Origin of the sequence: Vibrio hangzhouensis, from assembly GCF_900107935.1 — a bacterium.
GTDB lineage: Bacteria > Pseudomonadota > Gammaproteobacteria > Enterobacterales > Vibrionaceae > Vibrio > Vibrio hangzhouensis.
The window spans coordinates 231,312-254,381 of record NZ_FNVG01000005.1 but is presented as its reverse complement, the minus strand read 5'-3'; the positions used below and the strand labels follow the sequence as shown (position 1 = coordinate 254,381).

General features: G+C 44.0%; 26 protein-coding genes. 20 read left to right on the top strand and 6 right to left on the bottom strand.

The window, feature by feature from the left end:
- The first annotated feature begins 100 nt into the window (after positions 1–100).
- From C4S60_RS07675 to C4S60_RS07660, 5 genes are all read left to right on the top strand, one after another.
- A complete protein-coding gene (locus C4S60_RS07675; protein WP_103879753.1) occupies positions 101–1,006 on the top strand; it encodes a hypothetical protein in 906 nt (301 codons plus the stop codon).
- A 52-nt stretch (positions 1,007–1,058) separates the two neighbouring features.
- A complete protein-coding gene (locus C4S60_RS07670) occupies positions 1,059–1,463 on the top strand; it encodes a structural protein (protein ID WP_244183051.1) in 405 nt (134 codons plus the stop codon).
- 99 nt (positions 1,464–1,562) lie between these two features.
- A complete protein-coding gene (locus C4S60_RS07665; protein ID WP_103879751.1) occupies positions 1,563–1,766 on the top strand; it encodes a hypothetical protein in 204 nt (67 codons plus the stop codon).
- Entirely contained in the window at positions 1,766–1,921 is a 156-nt protein-coding gene (locus C4S60_RS23535; protein ID WP_160111345.1) for a hypothetical protein, read from the top strand. The genes C4S60_RS07665 and C4S60_RS23535 overlap by 1 nt, the downstream gene beginning before the upstream one ends.
- 216 nt (positions 1,922–2,137) lie before the next feature.
- On the top strand, positions 2,138–3,466 hold the full coding sequence (locus C4S60_RS07660) for a hypothetical protein (protein ID WP_103879750.1): 1,329 nt from the start codon (positions 2,138–2,140) through the stop codon (positions 3,464–3,466).
- Between the two features lie 22 nt (positions 3,467–3,488).
- Here C4S60_RS07660 and C4S60_RS07655 read toward each other — a convergent pair whose 3' ends face one another.
- A complete protein-coding gene (locus tag C4S60_RS07655) occupies positions 3,489–3,911 on the bottom strand; it encodes a phage protein (protein ID WP_103879749.1) in 423 nt (140 codons plus the stop codon).
- 605 nt (positions 3,912–4,516) lie between these two features.
- The gene (locus C4S60_RS07650; RefSeq protein WP_103879748.1) at positions 4,517–4,876 is read right to left on the bottom strand and encodes a hypothetical protein; all 360 of its coding nucleotides are present in this window, start codon (positions 4,874–4,876) and stop codon (positions 4,517–4,519) included.
- Between the two features lie 259 nt (positions 4,877–5,135).
- On the opposite strand from C4S60_RS07650, the gene ccoN reads away from it, so the two are divergent.
- From ccoN to uspE, 10 genes are all read left to right on the top strand, one after another.
- Positions 5,136–6,563, top strand: a complete 1,428-nt coding sequence (gene ccoN / locus C4S60_RS07645) for a cytochrome-c oxidase, cbb3-type subunit I (RefSeq protein WP_167390961.1) — start codon at positions 5,136–5,138, stop codon at positions 6,561–6,563.
- 11 nt (positions 6,564–6,574) lie between these two features.
- Positions 6,575–7,195, top strand: coding sequence for a cytochrome-c oxidase, cbb3-type subunit II (gene ccoO, locus C4S60_RS07640; protein WP_103879746.1), 621 nt, complete (start codon positions 6,575–6,577; stop codon positions 7,193–7,195).
- Positions 7,196–7,205: 10 nt separating this feature from the next.
- Complete coding sequence (locus C4S60_RS07635) at positions 7,206–7,379, top strand: cbb3-type cytochrome oxidase subunit 3 (RefSeq protein WP_103879745.1); 174 nt, start codon at positions 7,206–7,208, stop codon at positions 7,377–7,379.
- Entirely contained in the window at positions 7,379–8,356 is a 978-nt protein-coding gene (gene ccoP, locus C4S60_RS07630; protein WP_103879744.1) for a cytochrome-c oxidase, cbb3-type subunit III, read from the top strand. The genes C4S60_RS07635 and ccoP overlap by 1 nt, the downstream gene beginning before the upstream one ends.
- 89 nt (positions 8,357–8,445) lie before the next feature.
- On the top strand, positions 8,446–8,925 hold the full coding sequence (locus C4S60_RS07625; RefSeq protein WP_103879743.1) for a FixH family protein: 480 nt from the start codon (positions 8,446–8,448) through the stop codon (positions 8,923–8,925).
- Between the two features lie 3 nt (positions 8,926–8,928).
- Positions 8,929–11,298, top strand: coding sequence for a heavy metal translocating P-type ATPase (locus C4S60_RS07620; protein ID WP_103879742.1), 2,370 nt, complete (start codon positions 8,929–8,931; stop codon positions 11,296–11,298).
- Position 11,299: 1 nt separating this feature from the next.
- Positions 11,300–11,485: a cbb3-type cytochrome oxidase assembly protein CcoS gene (gene ccoS, locus C4S60_RS07615; RefSeq protein ID WP_103879741.1), complete on the top strand. Its 186-nt coding sequence runs from the start codon at positions 11,300–11,302 to the stop codon at positions 11,483–11,485.
- Positions 11,475–12,149: a sulfite exporter TauE/SafE family protein gene (locus tag C4S60_RS07610; protein ID WP_103879740.1), complete on the top strand. Its 675-nt coding sequence runs from the start codon at positions 11,475–11,477 to the stop codon at positions 12,147–12,149. The genes ccoS and C4S60_RS07610 overlap by 11 nt, the downstream gene beginning before the upstream one ends.
- 91 nt (positions 12,150–12,240) lie before the next feature.
- A complete protein-coding gene (locus C4S60_RS07605) occupies positions 12,241–12,987 on the top strand; it encodes an FNR family transcription factor (RefSeq protein ID WP_103879739.1) in 747 nt (248 codons plus the stop codon).
- Between the two features lie 160 nt (positions 12,988–13,147).
- Positions 13,148–14,092: a universal stress protein UspE gene (uspE, locus tag C4S60_RS07600; RefSeq protein ID WP_103879738.1), complete on the top strand. Its 945-nt coding sequence runs from the start codon at positions 13,148–13,150 to the stop codon at positions 14,090–14,092.
- 54 nt (positions 14,093–14,146) lie between these two features.
- Here the strand turns inward: uspE and ttcA are convergent, their stop codons facing one another.
- The 4 genes from ttcA to C4S60_RS07580 all read right to left on the bottom strand — a co-directional run bounded on the left by ttcA (position 14,147) and on the right by C4S60_RS07580 (position 17,580).
- The gene (ttcA, locus tag C4S60_RS07595; RefSeq protein WP_103879737.1) at positions 14,147–15,040 is read right to left on the bottom strand and encodes a tRNA 2-thiocytidine(32) synthetase TtcA; all 894 of its coding nucleotides are present in this window, start codon (positions 15,038–15,040) and stop codon (positions 14,147–14,149) included.
- Positions 15,041–15,270: 230 nt separating this feature from the next.
- Complete coding sequence (locus C4S60_RS07590) at positions 15,271–15,927, bottom strand: DUF2987 domain-containing protein (protein ID WP_103879736.1); 657 nt, start codon at positions 15,925–15,927, stop codon at positions 15,271–15,273.
- The gene (locus C4S60_RS07585; protein ID WP_103879735.1) at positions 15,924–16,724 is read right to left on the bottom strand and encodes a glucosaminidase domain-containing protein; all 801 of its coding nucleotides are present in this window, start codon (positions 16,722–16,724) and stop codon (positions 15,924–15,926) included. The genes C4S60_RS07590 and C4S60_RS07585 overlap by 4 nt, the downstream gene beginning before the upstream one ends.
- Positions 16,717–17,580, bottom strand: coding sequence for a hypothetical protein (locus tag C4S60_RS07580; protein WP_103879734.1), 864 nt, complete (start codon positions 17,578–17,580; stop codon positions 16,717–16,719). Before C4S60_RS07580 ends, C4S60_RS07585 begins: the two co-directional genes overlap by 8 nt.
- A gap of 304 nt (positions 17,581–17,884) precedes the next feature.
- Here C4S60_RS07580 and potA point away from each other — a divergent pair, with 304 nt between their 5' ends.
- The 5 genes from potA to C4S60_RS07555 all read left to right on the top strand — a co-directional run bounded on the left by potA (position 17,885) and on the right by C4S60_RS07555 (position 23,048).
- On the top strand, positions 17,885–19,030 hold the full coding sequence (potA, locus tag C4S60_RS07575) for a spermidine/putrescine ABC transporter ATP-binding protein PotA (RefSeq protein WP_103879733.1): 1,146 nt from the start codon (positions 17,885–17,887) through the stop codon (positions 19,028–19,030).
- On the top strand, positions 19,014–19,871 hold the full coding sequence (gene potB, locus C4S60_RS07570) for a spermidine/putrescine ABC transporter permease PotB (RefSeq protein ID WP_103879732.1): 858 nt from the start codon (positions 19,014–19,016) through the stop codon (positions 19,869–19,871). The genes potA and potB overlap by 17 nt, the downstream gene beginning before the upstream one ends.
- Entirely contained in the window at positions 19,871–20,641 is a 771-nt protein-coding gene (gene potC, locus C4S60_RS07565; RefSeq protein ID WP_103879731.1) for a spermidine/putrescine ABC transporter permease PotC, read from the top strand. The genes potB and potC overlap by 1 nt, the downstream gene beginning before the upstream one ends.
- Before the next feature lie 93 nt (positions 20,642–20,734).
- Entirely contained in the window at positions 20,735–21,769 is a 1,035-nt protein-coding gene (locus tag C4S60_RS07560) for an extracellular solute-binding protein (protein WP_103879730.1), read from the top strand.
- 241 nt (positions 21,770–22,010) lie between these two features.
- Positions 22,011–23,048 carry an extracellular solute-binding protein gene (locus tag C4S60_RS07555; RefSeq protein WP_103879729.1) on the top strand — a complete coding sequence of 346 codons (1,038 nt, stop codon included), beginning with the start codon at positions 22,011–22,013 and terminating at the stop codon, positions 23,046–23,048.
- The last annotated feature ends 22 nt before the right edge of the window (positions 23,049–23,070 follow it).

The window sequence follows — 23,070 nt, the reverse complement described above, 5'->3', positions numbered from 1 at the left end:
AGGGGCAGAGTTCGCTACTCAATAAGAGCCCGAATATGCGCATGCTTCCTACTTATTTTTGTCCTCTAGTTGCAATCTAACGGGAGTCCATATACCGTGGATGACAACGACCTATTCGTACTATAACCAATCCATCAACCAGCTCAATTTAGGGCAGAGTTATGGGCGACCAGCACCTTATGGATGGGGTATTGAGCTAGCGGTTGACGATGGTTCAATTGAACGTAACAGCTTGGTTTATATGTTCAGCGGCAGTGAGGTGATCCGCAGGGACTACCGCGCAAAAACAGCATTTCGAGTAGAAACCTCCTCGAATGCTCGCTATTTATTGTTCAGCGTCTTTAATGCGCCGTACCATGATTCAAGTAACCAACATTGGTCAGACGATATTGTTGAATACAGTGCGTATTTCCGTGGTCTGAAGTACAGCGGTGTGCGATTTGGAATACTGGAGCTTAATGAAAAAGGCGACTTCGTAACTATTATCGCTGAAAAAACCATTCCTGAAGAACCTCTCAACGGTTATGACTTCCCGCAAGCGTGGATCCATAACGTTAAACTAACTCCTGGTCGTCTTTACGCCTATTTTGTCGAAACGGAACAGGGCTGGCCAAGCTGCACACTCAACGAGGCGGGCGTTTTTTTCAATCCAGAAGGTGTCGATATTGTCCCTGATATGAAACCGCGAGTAACTGACCATTTGCGAATGGTTGAAGAATTTGGGCAATACAGCAAAGCCGAGTTGATCCAGGGCGTCACCGTGGATGTGGGACGATACCCAATGCCTTTTGGCATGGGAAAACACCTCATTATGTCTGTCTGCTATGACAGACAAGGGAGCCAAACCAATCATTATCCGCCGCTTTCGATTACCAAGCAGGACTACAAAAGTGTTTTAGTCTTGGGGAATGACAAAACCAATGATGGTAGTCACGTATTGGCATTTTACTCGCCTTATCCCGTGCACCTGAACTACTTCAACTCACCCCACTACGTGGCGCCATAACATGCGGGGCTACTTACTTTTATTACTGATATTCGGAGGGTTTCTGTACTTTATGAGCCGAAAACTCGCGCGTGGGATCCGCAACAACAATCCGCTAAACATCCGAGTAGGTAACGACTGGCAGGGAGAGGCATTCATTCCCAAAGATGCCGAGTTTGAAACCTTCTCACACAGCAAATATGGCTTTCGAGCGGGCGCTAAAATACTGCGCAATTACCAAAGTATTCATGGCCTCAACACCGTTCGGGAAATGATCTACCGGTTTGCGCCCAAGAACGAAAACGACTCAGACAACTACGCCCGTTTCGTAGCAAAAGGCATTGATGTTGGCCTGGACGAACCCATCAACCTAAGTAGTGATGAATTGCTCGCCAAAATGCTGCACACCATGTCGATTATGGAAGTCGGGCGCTATTACAGCTATGACGATGCAATGCAGGGAGTACAGCTGGCATGACCAATACCGAAATCGTTCAACGTCTTGCAGTGGGTATCGCCACTGCCTTAATCAGCGCTTATATCTGGAAGCGCATCAACGGCTAGGAGCACAATCAATATGAAAATCGACTTTACTCAACCTTCAACTAAAAAAGGTCTGGTACTGATTGGTGCGGCCACAGCAATGATGGCCGGACGCCCAGAATTGCTTACGGCCACCGTCACTGAACAAGGCGTACAAGCCGGGGGATTAATTGGTACCACAGTTCCGGTTGTTCTGGGGCTTTGGGAAGTGCTGCGCAACGAATTCAAAGGTAAGTAATGGGACTGGCAGAAGCGCTTTTCTTATCGGCCGTAACGGGCGCAGCGTCAGCAGTCGCCACCGTAGTGGCACTCAAAGTCGATATTAAGTGGATTCGGGAAATACTGAAGGATTACGGCGAGCGTATCAAAACCCTCGAAACCAAAGTGCAATGAAGTAGGATAGGGCGCGGGTCACTTCAAAACCTAGCTAACAACGGTTTTAACATTAGGCTTTTAACGCTAATCTCGTGACTACTCCATATGGACACTTTTGCTTGCTGTCATTTGGAATAAATAAAAGCCGAACTCTTTGATGGAGTTCGGCTTTTAATTTTTTTAAAGGGATTACAATATCAACTATTGGCATAGAATTATTGAAAAGGCGACATTATGGAAATAAATCCATATATAAACGGTGTTCATTCATTTGCTCTAGGGTTAAAAGCACTACATGAGTTTCTAAAAGAGGACAACAATGAACCATTTTTGCTGAAAGAAGTTATTATGAAGCTTCATCATGGTCTTGAAACTCTATTGAAAGACTCACTATTTAAAAGAAACCCTGTTTTCCTATTAGATGAGAAAACCAATGTGGCAAAGATAATCAAGTACTATGAGGATTTCAATGACAGCAATAACCACTACTTGTTAGATGAAGCCCATACGATAACACCAGAAGAAGCTATAAAAAGAATACAAAAGCTAAAAATAGCCTCCACGGTTAATGAGCAAGAATTTAGTCAGTTGGTCAAGAGTTTTAAAGAACTTAACGCCTTACGAAACCAACTCCAACATTTTGCCATCAAAGCAAATCCTGACCGAATCGTACGCTTACTTGGCAACCTAGTCCCGAGAGGTCGAAAGTTAATAAACGCTTGTTATGCCGATGTATTTTCTCCAATAGGTACAAGTAGAAGTAGCTTGATTCCACATATTCCTACAGGAAACACGAGAGACCTTTATAATCCAGTTCATGATATTACGCCAGACTTGAACCGTTTTTATGACCAATCTTCAACCGTTCTGGATGAGCTGAGTTCAAAATATGATGAACTACTGAATGAAGCTATTAGAGCTTTTCGCGGTTCTTCAATACCTGAACTTCCGATTAAAGTTAGTTTTAAAAGTCATGGGAATGTAGGTTGTCCACCATATATGCCAGAAATCGATTGTAAGGGTTGGGTTAACGAATCATTCTCAGTTCATACTAACTCTAAAGTTCGAAACTTCTTTGGTGAAAGACCATGTTCAGCCCTCTATGAAGCATCAATTCACGTTGAACAACCGCACATAATAACTGATGGTGAACATATGAGCATGGATGTTCGTAGCAAGTTAAAGATTACAATAGAGGGATTGGTCGATATTATTAGCTCAAAAGAAATCATAGATATCTCAGGATTTGATGAGCACTTGCAGTACCTATCAAAGCCTGAGATACGAATATTCGTAGAAATAGAGTGTGAAGGTGTAGGGATGTTCAATGAATCACACTACGACATACGAAAAGTGGAAGCAATTAGTGGTGTTTTGCGGGCTGAGTTACGTTCAAGTGTTTTTGGCGATGAAAGTCCATCCATTAAGGGGTTACAAAGCATCTCACTTAATAAGCACAACACTGCATTTAGATTCCACTCATTTGTTGACTCAACAAGAAAACTCACGGATCATCATTCCTTGGAGCTAAAGATTGAAGACAAAGCAGAATTGAAATTCTGATCGTATTCTATTTTTTAACTCACTATTTGAATTTAGTTGGAATCCAAGGCGCCGCAGTCATGCGGCGTCCGCCACGAAACGGCAACACATTTTCCTTTGCCGGATAGTATTTCACATTGTCTAAGTGACCGTGTAACTCAATCAACTGCAAGTATTCGTCACGCCAGTTCACAAAGGATTCCAGCTCTTTAGGGCTAAATTCACGGCCAGTGGGCGTGATTAGCACTGCGCGAACTTCATCAACACGAAAACCACGCCAACGCATGTCATTGGGCAGATAGCCCAGGGATTTCACAATTAGCAGCTTTTCAGCCATTGGATTGATCGGAACGGTGCCATCGAGCCAACGGCGAACGGTAGCCACATTCACATGGAAGAATTCAGCGCCTTCGCGCACGGATTTAAACTCACGCCAGTAGAGCGTTTTGAACGATTCATAAAACATGAAATGCCTCGCAAATTCGGATGGAGGCGAAAAAAAATTTCTCGCCGGATTTGCGGCTGTAGGAGTGATAATTTGCCAAACGCTGCACGATGCGCAGCACAAGTGGAAGCAAGCGACTTGCAGTGTAAAACTTGCTAAGACATTGAAAAGATTGATTTAACGTAAATTCGGCATACATATCAAACACTTAAAAAGTCAGTTGACACAGAAACGGACACAAGCCGTTGAATGTTAAATGTTCATACCCAAGTGCGCATTATGTATATTATGTTAAATTAAATGTGCTGGTACGTGAAATCTTTCTTGTTATTGCCTACTCTGTTGCACTTTTAAATGCTATTTAACGATAATCGTGATTTACCATAAAATACCTAATAATCACATTGATTAATCTTCGATTATCTAATGTGACTATTAGCCATCGTTGATGGTTTCGCCAATCAGGCATTCAGTCTCAATATGGATTTGTTAATGCTTTCAAATTCTGAAGTGTCCGCGCCTGATAACTGTCTTGAAGTTCGCTTCTTCAATGTCGGTCACTTGAGTCGCCAGATGCTCGGTCTCTGTACTTGGTTTTGCTTTTAAAAATGTATTGCGTATCTGAATCATTTTTCGATTTTCACTCGAATGGATTTACCTTTACTGTCTGAGACTATCAGTTCGATGGGCAAATTTAACTCTGAAATCGATGCATCATTAACCGTTTTTTTTAACACTCCCTCAATATTTTTGATTTCAATTGTTAAATCTTCTGGTTTTGTGAACTTCAACACTCTTGATGATTCTTGGTAGTCAAAAGTGACGGTTTTCTCCGCAATATTCACTTCGCAAACGTCGTTTGGTGAACAAGTCATCACATTTGCCTCATTGTGAGTGATAGTTCGGTAAGTAAATGCTGTTATTAACAACAACATCATGACGATTATTTGTACAAGCCTGCCTTTTGTTAACTTCTGTGCCGCCATTTTTACGTGTTCTCCGTGTAACAAACTTCAAAGTTTTGAAATAAATGGTCAAAAACCCAACGAACAGTAAGGTTACTACCCTGTTCTTGAATTGTTAATTGAAGTATTATTGTCGCCTGAAAATGCTACTTTTTGTTAAATCCTGCAAGAGAAGTAACGTTTTGATTCATCGTTAGTTCTATTGATGGGTTGGGTAGCATTACGACATGTGTCGTGTTGGAAGTAAAGTGTAGTTAATTAGAAAATTGGAAGCATGTTAATGAGCCAAGAAAAGCAGCTTGAACAAGTCTACAACTATACCGTCGTACGCCAGTTCACTTTAGTGACGATTCTTTGGGGTATTGTTGGTATGGCAGTAGGTGTTTTGATTGCCGCTCAATTAGTTTGGCCACAGCTCAACTTTGATACGCCGTGGTTGACGTACAGTCGTTTACGTCCTTTGCATACTAATGCGGTAATCTTTGCGTTTGGTACAAGTGCCCTGTTTGCAACGTCTTATTACGTTGTTCAGCGTACCTGTCAAACGAGATTATTTGGGGGCCCTCTTGTTGCCTTTACCTTTTGGGGGTGGCAAGCAATCATTTTAGCCGCAGCAATTACTCTGCCTCTAGGTTTTACCTCAGGTAAAGAGTACGCTGAACTAGAATGGCCAATCGATATCGCCATTGCAGTGGTTTGGGTATCTTACGCTATCGTGTTCTTCGGAACGCTGATTAAGCGAAAGACATCACATATTTATGTTGCAAACTGGTTCTTTGGTGCATTTATCATCACCGTTGCAGTACTTCACATTGTGAACAGTATGGCAATTCCAGTGTCCATGGGTAAATCCTACTCGGTCTATTCGGGTGCAGTGGATGCTATGATTCAGTGGTGGTATGGCCATAATGCGGTAGGCTTCCTTCTTACGGCAGGTTTCCTGGGTATGATGTATTACTTCGTACCAAAGCAAGCTGAACGTCCTGTTTACTCTTACCGTTTGTCGATTGTTCACTTCTGGGCGCTTGTTTCTCTGTATATTTGGGCTGGTCCTCACCACCTACACTATACAGCGCTACCAGACTGGACTCAGTCTCTGGGTATGGTAATGTCACTGGTTCTTTTCGCTCCTTCTTGGGGTGGTATGATCAATGGTATTATGACGCTGTCTGGCGCTTGGCATAAACTGCGTTACGACCCTATCCTACGTTTCTTGATCGTTTCTCTATCTTTCTACGGTATGTCGACGTTCGAAGGTCCGATGATGTCTATTAAGACAGTTAACGCACTTTCTCACTACACAGACTGGACAATCGGTCACGTTCACTCCGGAGCTCTGGGTTGGGTTGCGATGGTATCTATCGGTTCCGTCTATCACCTTATCCCTCGCCTGTTCGGTCAGGAGCGCATGTACTCTGTAGGTCTAATCAACGCTCACTTCTGGTTGGCAACAATCGGTACGGTATTGTATATCGTTGCGATGTGGATCTCAGGTGTAATGCAGGGCCTGATGTGGCGTGCGGTAAACTCAGACGGTACGCTAACGTACAGCTTTGTAGAATCAGTACAAGCGTCTTACCCGTTCTACACAGTTCGCTTTATCGGTGGTTTCATCTTCCTGGCAGGTATGTTCTTAATGGCATACAACGCTTATAAGACGATTACTGCTGCTAAAGGTAGCTTGAAAGCTATCCCTCAACCGGCTTAAGGAGATTAAAAATGAGCTCAAACTCTAACAATCGCCATGAAGTCGTTGAACGTAACGTTGGCTTACTGGCTATCTTGATCGTATTCGCAATCAGTTTAGGTGCTTTGGTAGAAATCACGCCGTTGATTTTCCAAAAGCAAACTACTGAGCCTGTGAAAAACCTACGTGCTTACAGTGCACTAGAAATGGAAGGTCGTGATATTTATATCCGTGAAGGTTGTAACGTATGTCACAGCCAGATGATCCGTCCTTTCCGTTCTGAAACTGAGCGCTATGGTCACTACTCTGTCGCTGGCGAAAGCGTTTGGGAGCATCCATTCCTATGGGGTTCCAAGCGTACTGGTCCAGATCTCGCTCGTGTTGGTGGACGTTACTCAGACGAGTGGCACCGTGTTCACCTGATCGATCCTCGTGAGTTGGTTCCAGAATCAAACATGCCAGGTTTCCCTTGGCTAGAGGAAAACGTACTGGATGGTAAATTGACGCAGAAGAAACTTGAGATCTTCCGCAATCAATTTGGTGTTCCATACACGGACGAGCAAATCGCAAACGCGGCTAAAGACGTAGAAGGTAAAACAGAGATGGACGCCATCATTGCTTATCTTCAATCTTTAGGCCATGCGATGAAATAAGGAGGGACTTATGGACATCGGTACTATTCACAGTATTTGGACCATAGTTTTGTTCGCGAGCTTCATTGGTATCGTGTGGTGGGCTTTTGGTAAAAGTCGCAAAGCACGATTCGAAGAAGACGCAAATCTCGTGTTTGCAGACGAACAGAAACCTTCCTCCGAAGAAAAAGGAGTGACTAAGTAATGACTACATTCTGGAGTCTATGGATTATTGTCATCACAGTCGGTACGTTGGTTGGTTGTGCAGCGATCCTATATTGGTGTGTTCGCGACAAAATGGGTGTCGAGGACGGCGCTGACATGGGACATGAATACGATGGTATTCGTGAACTGAACAACCCGCTACCTAAGTGGTGGACATACTTGTTTGTCGGCACATTTATTTTTGCTGCCATCTACCTTGCAATGTACCCAGGACTGGGTAACTTTAAAGGCTTTTTAGGCTGGCAAAGTTCTGACCAAACCGTTCGTTCTGTTGAAGAATCAAAAGCTTCAATTGCTGCAGCACAAAGTAGTAAATCGTTAGTGCAATATGCAAAAGAGTTGGATGATGCTGAGACGTATTTTGGTGAGGCGTTCAACCGTCTGGCTAAGAATGCTGATGGTAGTGGTCTGCGCCCTATTCCGGAGATCGCTGCTGACAGTGAGGCAATTAAAGTAGGTCAACGACTATTCCTACAAAACTGTTCTCAATGTCACGGTTCGGATGCTCGCGGTCAAAAAGGCTTCCCTAACCTGACTGACGACGCTTGGTTGTATGGTGGTGAGCCTGAAGCGATCGTGACAACGATAATGGATGGCCGTATTGGTCAGATGCCTGCGTGGAAAGATGCTTTAGGCGAAGATGGCGTACGTGAAGTCGTGAGCTACACACTAAGCCTTTCTGGTCGTAAAGTGAATGCACGTGAAGCGGAAGCAGGTAAAGCTCGCTTTGTTGTGTGTGCAGCGTGTCACGGTACAGATGGTAAAGGTAACCCAGCAGTGGGTGCACCAGACCTGACTGACCAGAACTGGTTATTCGGCGATTCTCGTGCAGAAGTTACAGAGACTGTTATGAACGGTCGTTCTGGTGTCATGCCAGCGTGGAAGGACATTCTAGGCGAAGAAAAAGTGCAGCTGGTTTCAGCGTACGTTTGGAGCCTGAGCAATTCCGAGAAATAAGTAACATTTCAATAACAGCCCCTTGTAAGGGGCTGTCTTTTCTATATAAATTATAATTTCTTTCTTAGTCAGCTGTTGAGAACTTTTTTATGGTAAAGCCTTGGTATAAACAATTCTGGCCGTGGTTTCTAATCGCGTTGCCACTCACTGTTGTTATTGGTACGGTGTATAGAATTTCACTTTTAATGGACAACCAGGTGAATCTGGTGGCCGAGGATTACTATAAAAAAGGAAAAGGAATTAACGTTGATTTAACCAAGATTAACGTCGCCAGAGAGCTGAAACTGAATGCCGCCGTTTCATCTTCAGGTAATACTATCTTTATTAAATTAGAAAAAGGTCAATTGCCTCACTTCCCTGCTCTCACTGCTACGTTTACCCATCGTACACTGCCGGATCAGGATTTCGAAAAGCTACTGACTGCAGACGCACAAGGTACGTACCGATTGGTTCTTGACCATGACGTCCAAGGTCCTTGGTTTGTCGAACTTCAGCCACACGACCAAGCCTGGATGGTACAAGGACGAGTGACATTCCCCACAGAAACCGATGTAGTATTGTTAGATTAGATTATGTGTAAGACGTGTTATCACTGCGGTGAAGATGTACCAGCCGACACGAACTTCAGCGTAGATATATTAGGTGAGCAACGGGACATGTGTTGTCCCGGTTGCGAAAGTGTGGCTCAAACCATCGTAGATAGTGGATTAGTCTCCTACTATCAATATCGTACCGCTCCGGCGGAAAAGGCTGATCTCGTTCCCGAACAATTACGCTCTCTTATCCACTATGACAATGAGGATGTCCAGGCTGAGTTTGTCAGAAACTCCGAGGACACAAAAGAAGTTACACTGTCACTAGAGGGCGTATCCTGTGCTGCCTGTGCCTGGCTGATTGAAAAACGCATGGCGGTCGAGCCCGGCGTGTTGTCTATTCGAGTAAACACCACAACAAACCGTGCATTGCTCCAGTGGGATAGTACAAAGACACAACTGAGTAAGTTGCTCGCTTCAGTTCACTCTTTAGGATACAAAGCGGCGCCTTTCGAAGCTGATAGACAAGAAGCCGCCTACCATGCCACGATGAAACAGTATTTGTATCGTCTTGGTATTGCAGGCCTTGCTACCATGCAGGTCATGATGCTCGCGGTGGCGTTATATTTAGAGGTGTTTGGTGATTTAGAGCCCGAATTCAAAAACTACTTCCGATGGGTAAGTTTGATATTCGCAACACCGGTTCTCTTGTATTCTGCCCTGCCTTTCTATATCAATGCCTGGAGAAGTATTAAAGGTCGAACCTTAGGGATGGATGTTCCTGTCTCCATCGCGCTCATTCTCGCTTACGTGGCAAGTTTGGTTGCCACTGTGGCTGAAAAAGGTGAAGTTTTCTTCGAATCAATTTCAATGTTTACCTTCTTTTTATTGGTCGGTCGATATCTTGAAATGAGAGCTAGACGTAAGGCTGCGGCAGCAAGTGGAAACTTGCTTAAACTGATCCCCGCTATCGCCAATAAACTGAACGGCGACCAGGTGCCAGTGAAATCGCTGAAAATTGGTGATCAAATTAAAGTGTTACCGGGCGAGCACATTCCTGCAGACGGTATGGTACTCGATGGTCGTATTCACATCGATGAATCAATGTTGACGGGTGAGTCTTTGCCAGTTGTTAAAAACAAAGATGACTACGTTTATGCCGGCACGCTCAACGGTGACGAAGCGTTTAACTTAGAAGTACGATCTACAAAAGCAGATTCAATGATCTCAAGTATTGTCCGTCTGCAAGATGAGGCTCAACTGAGTAAGCCCAAAATCGCCGAAATTGCTGATGTTGTCGCTCGTTACTTTGTTGCCGTCATCTTGATTATTGCCGCAGGTACCTGGTTCTTCTGGCATCAAAGCAAACCCGATGATGCCTTTTGGATCATGCTGTCTGTTCTGGTAGCAACCTGCCCTTGTGCTTTGTCATTAGCAACTCCAACAGCCATCACCTGTTCCAGTTCCCGGATGGGTACGCTGGGGATCCTTTCCAGGCGAGGTCATGTGTTTGAGACGCTTTGTAAGGTTAACCATTTGGTCGTCGACAAGACAGGTACGCTCACACATGGAGATATCGAGCTCTCTAAAACTCTCCTGTTTGGTGAGCTAAACGAGGCTGAGGCCCTGAAAATCGCAGCTGCGCTAGAAAGTCATGCTAACCACCCTATTGCTCGGGCATTTAAACCGTTTCACGATTGTGCAGTCGAAGTCAATGAGGTCGAGAACGTAATCGGCTCTGGTCTTAAAGGACTCTTGGATGGTGCTGAAATCCGTATAGGTAATGCTCTGTTTGTATTAAATAAGGCTGATGATGCTAGAAACAGCGTATATATGTCTATTGATGGACAGCATGTTGCAACGTTTGAGTATCAGGATCCTATTCGCAAAGAAGCGGCAGAGTTCATCCGAAACATGAGATTGGCCGGAATAAAAACAACATTGCTTACCGGCGACACTGAAGCTAACGCCAGACCTGTAGCAAAAGAAGTGGGTATCGATGATATTGTATCGAGTGCATCACCGAGTGATAAACTGAGTTACCTCAAGTCACTTGATAAGGGCGACATCTCAATGATGATTGGCGATGGTATTAATGATGCACCGACTTTGGCCGGGGCTCACCTCTCGGTCGCAATGGGCGGTGGGACAGACGTTGCTAAAGCGTCAGCCGATTTAGTACTGCTTGGAGACCGTCTTGATAAACTGCTTATTGCAAGGGAATTGGCTCTGAGAACGAGAAAGATCATTCGTGAGAATCTGGCGTGGTCTTTGGGGTATAATCTCCTGATTCTACCTCTGGCAGTAGCGGGACTTGTTGCTCCCTACATTGCCGTCGTGGGAATGTCAGCAAGCTCGATCATCGTCGTATCCAATTCTTTGCGCTTGCTAAAAGAAGAAGGTAAGTAATATGGAAAGTATCTATATATTGATTCCAATTGCGATCGTACTTGTTTGTGTTGCGGTTGGCATTTTCCTTTGGGCGGTCAAAAGCGAGCAATTTGAAGATTTGGAACGCCAGGGACACAACATTTTGTTCGATGAAGATGTCGACACCACTTCAAGTTCAGACAAGGACAAAAAGAGTGACGCTTGATCTTGTTGGCGCATTTACAATCGGTCTTTTAGGTGCTGGCCACTGCATGGGGATGTGTGGGGGCATCGCCTCTCTGCTTTCCATTGGACAATCGAATAAGACCCCTACCGCACTTATCATTAATTACAATCTTGGTCGTTTGATCAGTTATGCAATGATAGGTAGTGTGGTAGGTGGAACGATTGCAGGGATTGCATCACTTTCTCAGTTTAATCATGCACTTGCTATAGTCAGAATCGTAGCTTCCGTATTTATGATACTTCTCGCCTTTTATGTCGGTCGTTGGTGGAACGGTTTATTAGTCGTAGAGAAATTGGGACAGTCGCTATGGAAGCGGATATCGCCTTTCGCAAATCAATTACTCCCGATAAAGCACAGCGGCTATGCCATTCCATTTGGCTTCTTGTGGGGCTGGCTTCCATGCGGTCTGGTTTATTCGATATTAACCTGGGCTGCAGTATCTGGTAGTGCCCTGGGAGGCGCTGCGACGATGCTTGCTTTTGGGCTAGGTACACTGCCAGCGATGTTGGTGGTAGGCACCAGTGCAACGAAGTTAAAAAAACTGCAAAATTCCTTAATATTTCGTAACATCGCAGCGGTTTCAATACTTGTTTATGGTCTTTATACAGGTTACGAGTCGGTGATGATTTTTAACGCAAACTAATAGATGATTGTTTTATCATTGATTTTTTAGCTACCCTTAAGGGGTAATGAGTGATAAAATATTGATGTACATCAAATAGTGAAAGGTTGTTATGATTTCTGAAAAACCTGCAGCAAAACGTATTCAGTCAGGCGGATGCGCTATTCATTGCCAAGATTGTAGTATTAGTCAGCTTTGCATTCCCTTTACGTTAAATGAGTCTGAGCTCGATCAGTTAGACCAGATCATTGAACGTAAGAAGCCAATCCAGAAAGGCCAAGAGTTATTTAAAGCCGGTGACGAGCTAAAATCACTCTACGCTATTCGTTCTGGTACGATTAAAAGCTACACCATTACTGAGCAAGGTGACGAACAAATCACAGCGTTCCACCTAGCTGGTGACCTCGTTGGCTTTGATGCGATAACCGGAGACGAACATCCTAGCTTTGCTCAAGCGCTCGAAACCTCGATGGTTTGTGAAATCCCATACGAAATTCTTGACGACCTTTCAGGTAAAATGCCGAAATTGCGTCAACAGATCATGCGTTTGATGTCTAATGAGATCAAAGGCGACCAAGAAATGATTCTTCTGTTATCTAAGAAGAATGCTGAAGAACGTTTGGCGGCTTTCCTTTACAACCTGTCGACACGTTTTTCTCAACGCGGATTTAGCCCACGCGAATTCCGTCTTACTATGACACGTGGAGACATCGGTAACTATCTGGGTTTGACAGTAGAAACAATCAGCCGATTATTGGGTCGTTTCCAAAAGTCTGAAGTGCTTAGTGTGAAAGGCAAATACATTACCATCATCGATCATGATGCACTGATGGAAATGGCGGGCGTTTCGAAAGAGTAACTCCTCGTAATTAAATAAGTTTCATAATCCTTTCCTGAAGTGGCTCTATAATGAGCCACTTCAAATTTCTACCTTCCTTCCCTTCGATTTTTCTAAAAAGATTCATAGATTTGCGCTAGAGTTAGTTATAGGTAATAGCCCAAATAGGTAGGGAGTATCTATGAGCATCTACAGTAAAATCCTCGTTGTTGCCAACCTCAATAGCGATGAGCAACCTGCCCTTGCTCGTGCGGTTCAACTTGCTAAGAAGAGTAAATCCAGAAGCCACATTTCGTTCTTCTTATCTATCTATGACTTTTCCTATGACATGACTTCAATGCTTTCCCATGAAGAACGCGACGCTATGCGACGTGGTGTAATTCAACAGCGTGAAGAATGGATGAGAAATGTCGCGAACCCAATGATTGATGACAGCTTTGATTTCGACGTGAAGGTGGTTTGGCACAATCGCCCATACGTAGCGATCATAGATGAGGTGTTTGGAGGCCATCACGATATCGTTATTAAGGCGACTCGAAAACACGATATTCTGGAGTCCGTAATTTTCACACCAACGGACTGGCATTTACTGCGCAAATGTCCCGTACCCGTACTCCTTGTTAAGAATGCGGAATGGCCGGAACATGCCAATATTATCGCATCAGTACACGTGGGTTCAGAAAACCCGACCCATATCGATCTTAACGATTGTATGGTTAAACAGTTAGACAGCTTAACTGACCGTCTCGGAGCTACGGGTTATCTGGTCAACGCCTACCCTGTTACACCCGCTAATATCACGATCGAATTGCCAGAATTTGACCCTGCGACATATACAGACGCAGTACGGGGCCACCACTTAACGGCAATGAAGGCGTTGAGGCAAAAACACGGTTATGATGAAGCGCATACCATTGTTGAGCAGGGTTTACCAGAGGACATTATTCCGGAAGTCGTTCGCGAACTTGATGTTGGAATGGTGATCTTAGGAACAACAGGACGTACCGGATTATCCGCAGTATTTATCGGTAATACCGCCGAACATGTCATTGATAAAATTAACTGTGACGTCATGGCCTTGAAACCAGAAGGCTATATTAGCCCACTAGACCCTAACCAGGAATAGTCAAAAAGCCCCTCGTGTTGAGGGGCTTTTGTTTTGTTCTGTTGTTTATGTTACTTAGATATTGGTGACATCTATAAACATAGACTCGTCAATATTGGTCGACGACACAATGGCTTCACTAAACTCATACTCTTCACGCTCGCCTTCACGTGCAAGTGGCAGATTAACGAAATCAAATAGCTCTCTGTCTGCCAGCTGACTAGGGCTCACATTTTGAATCGACTTGAAAATACTTTCTACTCGGCCCGGTGTTTTCTTATCCCAATCGATGAGCATTGCCTTGATTGCCTGACGTTGCAGATTTTCCTGAGAACCACAAAGGTTACATGGAATGATCGGGAACTCTTTGTGCTCAGCGTATTTAATCAGATCTTTTTCTCTACAGTACGTCAAAGGACGAATGACAACGTTACGGCCATCGTCTGAGCGTAATTTCGGTGGCATAGCCTTTAAGCGAGAACCGTGGAACATGTTCAGGAACATAGTTTCAACGATATCATCCAGATGGTGGCCAAGGGCAATTTTTGTTGCACCGATTTTTTCAGCGAAAGAATACAAGGTTCCTCGGCGCAAGCGAGAGCACAAACCGCAAGTTGTTTTACCTTCCGGAATCTTCTCTTTAACGACTGAATAAGTATCTTTATCAACGATGTAATAAGGAATATTTAGCGTTTCAAAGTATTCAGGAAGAATGTGCTCCGGGAATCCTGGTTGTTTCTGATCCAGGTTGACGGCAACGACTTCAAACTTAATTGGTGCGGCTTTTTGCAGGTTCAGCAGGATATCAAGCATCGCGAATGAATCCTTACCACCACTAATACACGCCATGACGACGTCATTTTCTTCGATCATGTTGTAGTCAATAATGGCATTTCCAACATTTCTTCTTAAACGCTTTTGAAGTTTGTTGAATTCAAGGGTTTCTTTTCTAGTATCTGTTTGGTTCATTGCGGGCTCTCACATTGCCGAACACGTCGACGACAGGATTTCCTATCTGGATTTATCTGGGGCGTGGATTATACGGGCTTTTTGCACAAGATTAAATGGTTGTATTACTTAGACGCTCACATTACGCTTCACATCAATTTTGAACGGGTAACCAATACTCAGTTTCTAAACACAATAAAAAAGCACCTGACAGTCAGGTGCCTTGTAGCGGTGCGTGCGGTTGGACTGTTTTATTTCGCAGCTGGCAAGTACGGTAACACTCTTACTGTCTTTGCTGGCAACTCAATATAACCGCCCTCTCCGATCTCGCTCAGTATGATCTGGGCTTTGCCATTAATGACATCAGCACGGTTCCCGTTTGAAAAGCGTACCGGGTCAGTAATAGTTTCGGAAAATTCCAGGGTAATACCTTCAACGTCTGGTGTAAACCAACTGGCGAACATGCCGCCTAGATCTTCCAGCATCGTCTGCATTTGAGGCAGCAGCGATTCGATTTGTTGATAGCTGACTTTGCCTGATAACGGTTTCTTGGTCATGACAACCATAGAGAAGTCACAACGGCGATCTTTCGGTGTGTGAACAAAAACAAGGGGGTTAGCTTGTCTTAAATTGTTGTCGAGAGGAACCTTAAGCTCATTAGCTTCACTGGATTGAAGCTCTTCGTAATGTTCCTCTTTTTCCATCCATGCTTTTTCGATATTACACAGTGATTTTGTGTCAGCATCTACGAAAAAGAAGCCGACTTTCACATCCTCATGGCCTTCTTTTACATTGTTCTTCATCTGCGAGAACAGTTTGGAATAAGTGAACATGTATTCTTGAGCGATCGCTGGCAACGTAAAGGTACTCGCCGCCAGTCCTAATAGGGCTAATTTTACTACTTTCATATTTTATTATTTAAAATCCAGAATTCTTCATTATGACGAATCATTGCTTGCAGGTCTTTGACGTATGCCTCACCTCTCTCTGAGTATCGCAATAATCCGTTACTTAATTCCAACGCGGCAGTCTCCGAGGCAGGGTCCTGACCTTTGTCGCGTATACTGGCTCTGATATCTCGAAGCTCCTGATACGCCCTGTTGCGATTTACGTTCATGAAGTAGCCATGTATCGAGCCCTGAGGTGAGTCAAACTTAGCGACTTCGTGTGTTTTTCCTTCGCTGCGCTGAAGTGGAACCAGTCCACAGCCTTTTGTGTAACACCATTGTCCAAAATAATTATTTGCTTCACGAGCAAATCGCGATGTGCCCCAAGCTGATTCGTTAGCGGCTTGTGTAAGTACTAGGGCTTCAGGCAAAACATCAACACGCTTTAACATGTTATCAATCCACTCATAGGTCACTTCCGAAGGTTCCAATGAGTAAAGCTTGCCCATTCTTTTGGCCGTAGCAATCTGTTCAGATGAAAGTGATTGCTCATCCAAGGCGTTCTTCATCGCCAATAGTCGCTCACGCTCTTTAACGATACGAGCATTCTCAATGACTATTCCCGGTCTTAAGTAGCCAAAAAAGGTTTGCTTCTTTGTTTTAGTATCTGTGATTGCACTGATATCAGGTTTGTTCTCAGAAATCGGTGCAAGGGTTGGCTCCGACGTATCTGAATCGTTATTTTTTTCGTAAAAGAATAAAAAAGCGCTCCCCGACAGGAGAGCGATAATAGACAGAATTTTGTGCGACTTACGCATCAAATACCTCAGGGTTTTTATTGGGCTTATCGCTATCACTAGGCGGTGTGTTGTTGTGATTGTCACCATCACCATCACCATCACTACTATCATCCGAGCCATGGTCCTGACTTGCCACTATTTTCAGTTTAATTCCGAACATCTCGCGATAAAGGATGCCTTTTACATGGAAAAAGAAGGGCAACACAAAAATGAGACCAATGCCATAAAACATAGCACCTGCAATAAACATCAAAACGAGGATGATGTAAATGCCTGCCAGCACGAAAATTTTCTTGTTGACGGCTCTTAATGAGAGCAGCAGTGACTGAAGTGGTGGTACTTTCTTCTCACAAATCAGTAAAATAGACTGGCTAAATGCTAATGATAAATACATTGACAAGAACGGCAGGATCATACTGACCACACCTTGTAGTACCAGACTAAATAGCGTTGCGATGATGACCGGAACGGTATATTGGAGACCTTTTGCTATGTGTCGGGACTTGGTAGACAGTCCGGCAGCATGACTCATTGCCATAAGTGAAATGCCAGCATAAACCGGTGCACTGACCACTTCATAGCTAAAGTTAGCAACGAATATAGCCTGGAAAATCTTGTCATTCAGTAATGATGGGTCTTGAAAAGCCTGAAGTATGATTGAGGGATCGCCAAGCTGCAGTTGCAATGCGATATAAAAGATCGCTAGTTGAACCAGAATCAAGGCGACGATGGCCGGAGAGAACGACATAAAGTGTTTTATGGTTTGCTTCCAAGCTTCCTGAAACACAGCCCCGGCCTTAAGTTCATATTGACCCGAGATAGCGCGTTCAATACTCCCACCCAGATTGAAGTCTCTTTCAAAATCGTTTTTCATAGTATTTCCAAATTACATTCAATTTGTGAATGTGTAATTTCTTCGTTGAAAAGGCTGAGCCATTATAGCGGGAACGAGATTGTAATATCACTGTTATAACCTTGCTTTCTCACCTTTTTGGATGATAATTAACCACTTGATAAGGCGAAAAATTCAGCTCGTTACCTTATAAACCAAGTATGGTAAATAATCTTTAGTTTTACCTGCAAAATTTTTTCTGTTTCGAGATAAGAAAATGCTTTGATTTCACCCAATTGGTGATTATGATGCGCGCCTCAAATGTGTATAGCAACTGGCCGAACCTATTCCTGGCCAAGGTGGAGAAAAACAGACGTTGAACGCCAAACATTCAGTAGGCACACCAGTCGTACAGCTTTCTGGTGTCAGTAAAAGTTTCGATGGTAAAGAAATCATCTCGAATCTTAACTTAAATGTTAATCATGGTGAGTTTCTCACTATCTTAGGTCCATCGGGTTGCGGTAAGACAACCGTACTAAGAATGATAGCGGGTTTTGAAACCGTAAATAACGGTAGAATTACCTTAGCTGACCAGGATGTTACTGAAGTCCCTGCTGAACAGAGACACGTAAATACTGTTTTCCAGAGCTATGCGCTCTTCCCTCACATGACTGTATTTGAAAATGTCGCTTTTGGTCTGCGTATGCAAAAAGTGCCCAACGACGATATTGAACCTCGTGTTCTTGAGGCGCTAAAAATGGTACGCCTTGAAAGTATGGCGCAGCGTAAACCGCATCAACTATCCGGTGGTCAGCAACAGCGTATCGCCATCGCACGAGCGGTTGTCAACAAGCCCAAAGTACTGTTGTTAGACGAATCTTTGTCTGCACTGGATTACAAACTGCGCAAGCAAATGCAAATTGAGCTGAAACAGTTGCAACGCCAACTGGGGATCACTTTTATCTTCGTTACTCACGATCAGGAAGAAGCTTTGTCGATGTCTGATCGCATTATCGTCATGCGTGACGGTGTTATCGAACAAGATGGCTCGCCTCGTGAAATATATGAAGAGCCTAAAAACCTGTTTGTTGCCCGCTTCATCGGTGAGATTAACGTATTCAATGCGACTGCGATTAAACGTATCGATGAGAAACACATTAAAGCCGAAATCGAAGGTCAGGAAAGTGTGGTCTATTACGATCAAGCATTCACTGCTGGCGATAAGCTTCAGGTTCTGTTGCGTCCGGAAGATTTGCGGATTGAAGAGATTAAAGAGTCTGAGAGTAAAGGCATAGTTGGGCACGTCGCCGAACGCACATATAAAGGCATGACGCTCGACTCGGTTATCGAACTGGAATCGGGTATGCGTGTGATGGTCAGTGAGTTCTTCAACGAAGATGATCCTGACGTTGACCACTCATTGGGTCAAAAAGTCGCTGTAACTTGGGTTGAAAGCTGGGAAGTGGTGCTTAAAGATGAGCAAGAGATTTAATTTACAAAACGCCATTATTACTCTGATCGTCGGCTGGCTGGTACTGTTTGTACTCATCCCGAACATTATGATCATTGGCACCAGTTTCTTGACTCGAGACGAAGCCAATCTCATTGAGATGACGTTCACGTTAGAAAACTACGCACGGCTAATGGACCCACTTTATGCCAAGGTGTTGTTCCATTCATTTTATATGGCGATCGTCGCAACATTAATCTGTCTTGTGGTTGGCTATCCATTCGCTTATATCGTCGCTAAGATGTCAGAGAAATGGCGTCCTTTTATGCTGTTCTTAGTTATTGTCCCCTTTTGGACTAACTCGCTGATTCGTACCTACGGCTTAAAAATCGTACTGGGTACTCAGGGAATCTTGAACAAAAGCTTATTGGCGCTCGATATTATCGATAAACCATTAAGAATCATGTACACAGAAACTGCAGTAATGATTGGCCTAGTGTACATCCTGCTGCCATTTATGATTTTGCCGCTCTACTCGGCGATTGAAAAGTTAGACGGAACGTATATCGAAGCTGCACGTGACTTAGGGGCTAGCAAATGGCAAACCCTGACAAGAGTCATTCTGCCGTTAACAATGCCCGGAATTATCGGTGGCTGTTTGTTGGTGTTGTTGCCAGCACTCGGCATGTTCTACATTGCAGATTTACTTGGTGGCGCCAAGAACCTACTTATCGGTAATGTAATCAAGAGCCAGATCCTCAATGCGAGAGACTGGCCTTTCGGTGCTGCAACAAGTATCGCATTGACGGCAGCAATGGCAGTGATGCTTTATGCCTACTACCGAGCAGGCAAACTGCTCAACCGTAAAGTGGAGCTTGAATAATGGGTCGCGTAGTTAGATTTAGTTTTATGTCGGTGGTTTACGCGTTCTTGTACCTACCTATTGTGGTATTGATTGCTAACTCGTTCAACGCCAACAAATTTGGTATGAAATGGGGTGGCTGGACAACCAAGTGGTATCATGCTCTTGTGAATAACGACAGTTTAATGCAAGCAGCCTGGCACTCGCTCAATGTCGCTGTGTTCTCCGCAACGGCAGCAACGATCATTGGTAGTTTGACGGCGGTGGCTCTGTTCCGATATCAATTTAAAGGTAAAGGCGCTGTGAGCGGCCTGCTTTTTATTGTAATGATGTCACCGGATATCGTGATGGCGATTTCCCTGTTGGCGATTTTCCTGGTTCTGGGGGCGCAGTTAGGCTTTTTTAGCTTACTGATTGCACATATTACGTTCTGTCTGCCTTTTGTGGTAGTCACGGTGTACAGTCGTTTGAAAGGCTTTGACGTGAAGATGTTAGAAGCAGCAAAGGATCTTGGGGCTGGCGAGTGGACTATTCTTAAACAGATTATTCTTCCATTGGCTAAACCTGCTGTTGCTGCTGGTTGGTTATTGTCATTCACCCTGTCGCTGGACGATGTCATTGTCAGTTCGTTTGTGACTGGACCAACCTATGAAATCCTGCCTTTAAAAATATACTCAATGGTTAAAGTTGGAATTTCGCCAGAGGTGAATGCTTTGGCTACAATTATGTTGATTGTCTCTCTGGTTCTGGTCGTTATGTCACAGTTGCTGGCGAGAGAAAAGGTCAAATAGTACCGCTATTTTCTTACTGGAGCAGAATGGCGTTGTCATTCTGCTCTTTTTCTATCTATGCCTTTGGGCAGCGTTTGTTTGGAGCTAACGTCAATGAAAAAATGGGCTACTTTCTTAGCTGGTAGTGCATGTGCACTCTCTCTACTCTCTGGAGCAGTGAGTGCTAAAGAAGATAAAGAACTGGTATTTATGAACTGGGGGCCGTATATCAATAGCAGCCTTCTTGAGCAATTTACCAAAGAAACAGGGATTAAGGTTATCTACTCGACTTACGAGTCAAATGAAACCCTTTACGCAAAGCTAAAGACACACAATCAGGGTTACGACCTTGTGGTTCCATCGACATACTTTGTTGCTAAAATGCGCGACGAAGGGATGTTGCAAAAAATCGATAAGTCGAAACTCACAAATTTCAGCAACCTTGACCCTAACTATCTGGATAAACCTTACGACCCAAACAACGACTACTCTATTCCACATGTTGTCGCAATCACTGGTCTGGCCGTTAATACTGATATGTATGATCCAGAAGAGTTCACCAGTTGGGCTGACTTATGGAAACCGGAACTCAAAGGTCAACTGATGCTTATGGATGACACACGTGAAGTGTTCCATATTGCGCTTCGTAAGCTTGGCTATTCAGGCAACACTACTGACAAGGCACAAATAGACGAGGCTTATGCAGAACTGCAAAAACTGATGCCAAACGTGCTGGTGTTCAACTCTGATAACCCAGGCGCACCTTATCTGTCCGGTGAGGTCGGTTTAGGCATGCTTTGGAATGGTTCAGCGGCAGCCGCACAAAACGAAGGGCTACCTATTAAGCTCGTGTTTCCTAAAGAAGGTGGCATTGGCTGGGTAGATAACTTTGCCATCAGCTCTGGTGCGAAAAACGTCGATGCTGCTCACAAGATGATCGACTTCTTGCTAAGACCTGAGATTGCGGAACAGATTTCTCGTGACACCGGCTATTTGACTGCGGTTACAGAATCAAATGAGAAGTTCAAAGACGTGCCTGCGTTATTTCCTTCTCAGGAGGATCTGAACCGTGTGGAATGGCAAGACTCTGTTGGCGACAAGACAGTTATTTATGAAGATTATTTCTTGAAACTGAAAGCTGGTCAGTAATTCTTCATTCTGTTTTTAATTAAGGTGGCATTTGCCACCTTTTTTAATACCAGACTGCCTATATCATTCTAAACGTTTAATTTTTGTAAAATCCCGGATAGAGTATTCAACCATTCGCTGATATAATCTTGTGATGCACATCAAATAGTGATGGCGTGCAAAGTAGTACGAGAATTCCCTACTCTCTCGTATTACCATGCCTCTAAGAGGCTCTTTGTTTACCAATACAAACGGAAAAGTAATGAAAAGCAAATTGTATGCAGGCGCACTTTGTGCGGCGACTCTCTTCACTACCCCGGCGTTTGCAGCCAACGAAGAATTGTACTTCTACAACTGGTCTGAATACATTCCAAGTGAGGTTCTGGAAGACTTCACTAAAGAAACAGGCATTAAAGTTATCTACTCAACCTATGAGTCAAACGAAAGCATGTACGCTAAATTGAAGACTCAGGGTTCTGGCTATGACTTGGTCGTACCATCTACGTACTTCGTCTCTAAGATGCGTAAAGAAGGCATGCTACAACAAATCGATAAAGATAAGCTTGCTCACTACAAAGACTTAGATCCCAACTACCTGGACAAACCTTTCGATCCGGACAACAAGTATTCAATCCCGTATATTTGGGGCGCTACCGGTATTGGTATCAATACAGACATGCTCGACAAGTCAGCGGTCAACTCTTGGGGCGATCTATGGGATCCACAATGGGAAGGCCAGTTAATGATGATGGATGACTCTCGTGAAGTATTCCACATTGCGCTGACAAAGTTGGGATATTCTCCAAATACAACCAACCCGGAAGAAATAAAAGCAGCATACGAAGAACTAAGAAAACTGGTTCCAAATGTCCTTGTTTTCAACTCTGATTTCCCTGCTAATCCATATCTGGCAGGTGAAGTTTCATTAGGAATGCTTTGGAATGGCTCTGCGTATATGGCTCGTCAGGAAGGTGCATCGATCGACATTGTCTGGCCAGAAAAAGGCGCGATTTTCTGGATGGACAGCTTAGCAATTCCGGCTGGCGCAAAAAATACCGAAGCCGCACATAAGATGATCGACTTTTTGCTTCGTCCGGAAAATGCAGCAAAGATCGCCGTTGAAATTGGCTATCCTACACCAGTAAAAGCCGCCTACCCGCTGCTACCTAAAGAGTTTGCAGAAGATCCAAACGTGTTCCCACCACAGGAAATTATGGATTCAGGGACGTGGCAAGATGAAGTGGGTGAAGCAGCGATGCTTTACGAAGAATACTTCCAGAAATTAAAAGTAGATAATTGATCTGCTAATTTTTAAATAATTA